The 4,250-nt window shown below is 47.7% G+C and carries 3 protein-coding genes; all 3 read right to left on the minus strand.

The window, feature by feature from the left end; translation table 11 throughout:
• Positions 1–515: 515 nt before the first annotated feature.
• The 3 genes from CHB92_RS25285 to CHB92_RS25295 all read right to left on the minus strand — a co-directional run bounded on the left by CHB92_RS25285 (position 516) and on the right by CHB92_RS25295 (position 3,931).
• Positions 516–1,166: a response regulator transcription factor gene (locus tag CHB92_RS25285; protein WP_089322020.1), complete on the minus strand. Its 651-nt coding sequence runs from the start codon at positions 1,164–1,166 to the stop codon at positions 516–518.
• 402 nt (positions 1,167–1,568) lie between these two features.
• Entirely contained in the window at positions 1,569–2,888 is a 1,320-nt protein-coding gene (locus CHB92_RS25290; RefSeq protein WP_089322021.1) for a cytochrome P450, read from the minus strand.
• A gap of 152 nt (positions 2,889–3,040) precedes the next feature.
• Positions 3,041–3,931 (minus strand): PhzF family phenazine biosynthesis protein, encoded by an 891-nt coding sequence (locus CHB92_RS25295; protein ID WP_089322022.1) that lies wholly within the window; start codon positions 3,929–3,931, stop codon positions 3,041–3,043.
• Positions 3,932–4,250: the final 319 nt, after the last annotated feature.

The following is a 4,250-nucleotide window of genomic DNA, read 5'->3' on the forward strand; positions in this document are numbered from 1 at the left end:
TTGCGGGCTGCAAAGTTCGGTGTTTCTCTCTAAACCACCAAGCTTTTTCTTTTATTTTTTTTGACCAGCTCTTTCTTTATTCAAGAAGTGTGCCATGCCTCCCCTTCCCTCTGAAGCGGGCTGCAAAGGTAAGAAGAGTTTTTCGTTTTGCAAGCACCAGGGGAGAGTTTTTCCTCTTTTCCCTTTGCCTGCCAATGCTCGCTACGGCCCCTGTTATCGCTGCCCCTGTCCTGCCGAAGGGAGCGCAAAGGTAGGGAAAGTTTCCCTACAGGCAAGGCCTCAGAGAAGATTTGCGCTAACAAAAAGCTAAGTGGCTCAGGCAGTGGGGGATTCTTTTCCCCCGACCCTTCTCTAGAGCGGGCGCTAGGGGATAACAGCCAGAGGGCTGGTGGGAGTTCCTAATAAAAGGGCTTTTTTTACTGCTTCTCTCCTGTAGGTACTGAAGGTTTACAACAGGTAAGTCTCTTAAAGTTTCACTTGTAAGAGGACTTCGCTTGGCTTCCAGTTCTTTCTTCTCAAACAATTCCGTTTTTGGCTGCATACTTGATCATGCTTGCCGTATTCTTGCTGTTCATCTTGCTCAGTAAGTTCTGCCGGTGCATGATGACAGAACGCTTACTTATGTTCAGCATTTCAGCTATTTCGTTGCTTGCAAAACCCTCTGCGACGAGTTGCAAGATTTCCGTCTCTGCTTCTGATAAACGTAGAAATTCCATTCCATTGGATACAGGAGCAATGACATACCGACTTAAGTCTCTTGCTTTTGCTTTGTCCGTATAGGTTGAAGGGCTTACATAGGTAGCATTAGCTGCCACTTGCTTTATAGCTGTTTGCAGCTCCTCTCTGCCCGCATTTTTATGAATGTAACCCTGCGCGCCTAACTCCATTGCTCGCTGTACGCTTACCTCATCCTGCAGCACAGAAAGTACAAGCACCTTAATGTCTGGATATAAGTCCTTTAAAAGGGGAATGTATTGCAGTCCGCTTTTCTCCGGCATTAACAGGTCTAACAGGACGACATCCGCAGGGACTGTTTGAAGCAGTTCCAGCAATTCGTCTCCGCTTGCCGCTTCACCTGTGATGGAGATAGACTTATCCCCATACAGCATAGCTGTTATACCATCCCTCAAAATAGTATGATCGTCTGTTAGTACTACTTTTATCATCCTTAAGCATTTTTTACTTTGAATGTCTACTTTTCCTCGTGCAAGCCTTAATTAGCAGCAAAGGTAAAGCTTTCTTGTAAGCTAAAAGACAGTAGCAGGAATTAGGCCAAAAGACCGTCTAGCAAAAACACAGCACATCGTCTCGATCTATGAGAGACCTGTGTAAAACCTTAAAAGGCCTTTCTCAGCTTTACTGCTTCATTTTGGATCTCATCTCAAGGGATGCTTGCAATCACATAAGAGCTTTCCTTACTTGGAGGCACAGCTTTACTTCTTGATGGTTAGAAGCTGCGTTTAGTTTACATCAACTACCTGTCATCGAGCAGGAGCTTTATGCCTGTAAAGAAACTTCAAGCTGATTTTTTGTATGATCACTTCTGTTGCGCTATCATCGTATGTTTCTTAAACTCCTTTATGAAAAGGGCACTGAGCACCAGTGCTTGAACTACCAGGATAGGAATTGTATGCCTCCCTGTTCATACGCCGTACCTTACGTATGATAAAGCCACTTTTAGGATATGTCGGGATCCGGGCCAGGCTAAAGCTCAGATCCTGCTCGGGCACTTCGTAGACAACATCATTCGTTAAGAAATCAAGGGAAACTTTCATTGCCTCTATCGTTAGCCACTCCCCTGCGCACCGATGGTTGTTCAGATAGTCACCGCCTCCCTGTGGGATAAAGTTGAACGGACTGCCCTCCCAGTTCTGAAAGCGCTCTGGCCGAAATGCATAAGGCTGTTCCCAGAGCGCTTCGTCGTGAAGAGGTCCATAAATATCCAGCAGCACCAGGTTCCCTTTCTTGAACTTATGCCCGCCCCACTTAAACTTCTTTCGCACACGCGCCCCTACAAAAGGGGCAAAGGGATAAAAACGGCGTACTTCCTGTACAAACATCTCTGTAAGGCGGCCATCATCATACTGTAGTTTCTGCCGATACTCCGGGTGCTCGTATAAAGCAAGGGCGGTAAATACAACAAAATACGCAATGGCTACGGTGGGCCTTATCACGTTGATCAGCTCAATTGCTGCCATCCTGGTAGATAACAATTCCCCCTCCAGGTCACGATGTAAGGCAATGACATGCGCCGGAGAAGCTTCCGGCACTGTTAGCTTTCCGTTCCGTATTTTTTTAATAATCCCCTTCGTCCACTTCTCGCCCCTGTCCCGAGCCCACCTCCCGCGCCAGTGCCGGGGCCCTACTGCGCCAAAAGCATCCACCATGGCCGCAAAATCCTGCGCTCGCGTACGAACCTCCTCCGGCTTTAAAGGCACACCTGCCCAGGAGCAGGCAGCCAGGCAAAAGACTTCCTGCGCATCGTCGAAAAGCACGACTTGGTCCATGTGTTCCCATTTCCTGCTATAGGCAAGCCAAAACCGCTTCAAATGATCCTTCAGGATTTGAAGACTGTCAGGCGCCATCAGTGCCATAAACATTGCTTTCCGGTGCCGGTGTTCTTCTCCCGCCATGGTCTGCACCCCGTCTTCCCCCAACAATGTTTTTTGTACCCGCTCCGGGATAGCCCCTTTCCGGGTAAACAGTTCCGGGTTATAGAATACCTCCGTTGCCTCAGGGCCATGCAAGCACACGGCCTTCTGAAACAGAAGCCTGGTCTGGAAAATATTGGACTGGAAACGCTTAACTCTATTGTTTAGGAAAGGATATCCTTCTGTTAGCAGGTTCAGGGAACTATCTAAAGTACTTTCGTGGGGGATACGTGTCATAGCTCAACATATAAAGACAGAGGACCTTCTCAGACCAAACAACACTTGGTTTTAAGAAAACAGTGGCTGAGCGGTGGCAGGTCCTGGCTTTCAAAAGAACGGACTGTATCCTACCAGGTTACGGGCGAGATGCTCTAGACACGTTATAAAATTTACAGCTGTGCTAATTCCAGCTGCTTTACGACTAAGGCATGTCCACCTGCTTTCAGCCCGGCTATGTGTTCTTGCGCATCTAGCTGCAGCTTTACCTCTATTTGGCTAGGCGAAGGCAACTGCATCAAGTATCCTTGATGCAGCAGAAAGCTTTGCTTTTTAAAGTTCAGGAAGTCATAGAGGTAGCAAGCTAAGGGGCCAGCAGCCATGCCCGTTGCTGACTCCTCCGGGATACCATAGGCAGGCGCAAACATACGTGCTGTCGCATCTGCTTGGGCCGTTGCCGTTGTAAACACATAAAAGCCTACCAGGTCCAGCTTTTCAGATATAGCAGCAATCTTGTCCTGCAGGGGTTGCAGGGCTTTTAGCGTCTCCTCGTCAGGCACCTGCACCAGCAAAAAGGAAACTCCGGTGTTGGCCACGACAGGTTCGGCAGGAAAAGCGTAATCTGCAGTCAGCCCCAGTGCGCTTGCAACTTCTGAGGGCAGCATATCTACCTCAGTTAGACTATTATACGTTGGAGCTAGTTGCGACTGGTATACTTTACCCGAGAGAAGGTCTATTTGCCGAGGGCCTTCGATAGATTCTTTTACAGCACTTGGCTCCTGTACCAGGTTTTTCTCTACCAATAAACCAAATGTTGCCACTGTTGCATGGCCGCAATGCGGGATTTGCCGGTTAGGGGTGAAGAACTCTACCTTTGCATCACCTATCGCTGATGCTGAAACAAAGGCTGTCTCTGAAAAGCCAAGGCTCGCTGCAATCTGCTGCTTCCTGTCTTTAGAAAGCTTATCTGCAAAAAGCACGACGCCGGCAGCGTTTCCGCCGGTTGCCTGTTTGGTAAAGGCCTTTACAAGGTATAGTTCGGGAACTGATTCTGAATTCATCATAAAGAGGTATTAAGACTCAAATTTAAGACATCCACCCAAAAGAAGGCCTTTTTGCGGCAGATTCTCTCTCATTCTAAAACGCGAATGGCCTTACGCTTCTACCGTAGGTAGCGTAAGGCCAATTTTGTATGGTGTTCCCAAAAACCTGATCAGGGATTATTTTCCCTTCAGGCTTAAAGGCTGTTTTGATTTAGCTGGATAAAAAAGCAGGTGTCGGCTGTTGAGTAAGAAAAGTTTGCAGGCTTATGTCTTACCCCAGTGATTTAACCGACACCCAATGGCAATGTATAGAAAAGATACTGGGAGATGAAATGCTTGA

It is taken from the genome of Pontibacter ummariensis (genome assembly GCF_900188175.1).
GTDB lineage: Bacteria > Bacteroidota > Bacteroidia > Cytophagales > Hymenobacteraceae > Pontibacter > Pontibacter ummariensis.

Excerpts from the sequence above, each read along its gene's own strand:
- CHB92_RS25285 (WP_089322020.1), bottom strand. The coding sequence starts at position 1,166 with ATGATAAAAGTAGTACTAACAGACGATCATACTATTTTGAGGGATGGT.
- CHB92_RS25290 (WP_089322021.1), bottom strand. The coding sequence starts at position 2,888 with ATGACACGTATCCCCCACGAAAGTACTTTAGATAGTTCCCTGAACCTG.
- CHB92_RS25295 (WP_089322022.1), bottom strand. The coding sequence starts at position 3,931 with ATGATGAATTCAGAATCAGTTCCCGAACTATACCTTGTAAAGGCCTTT.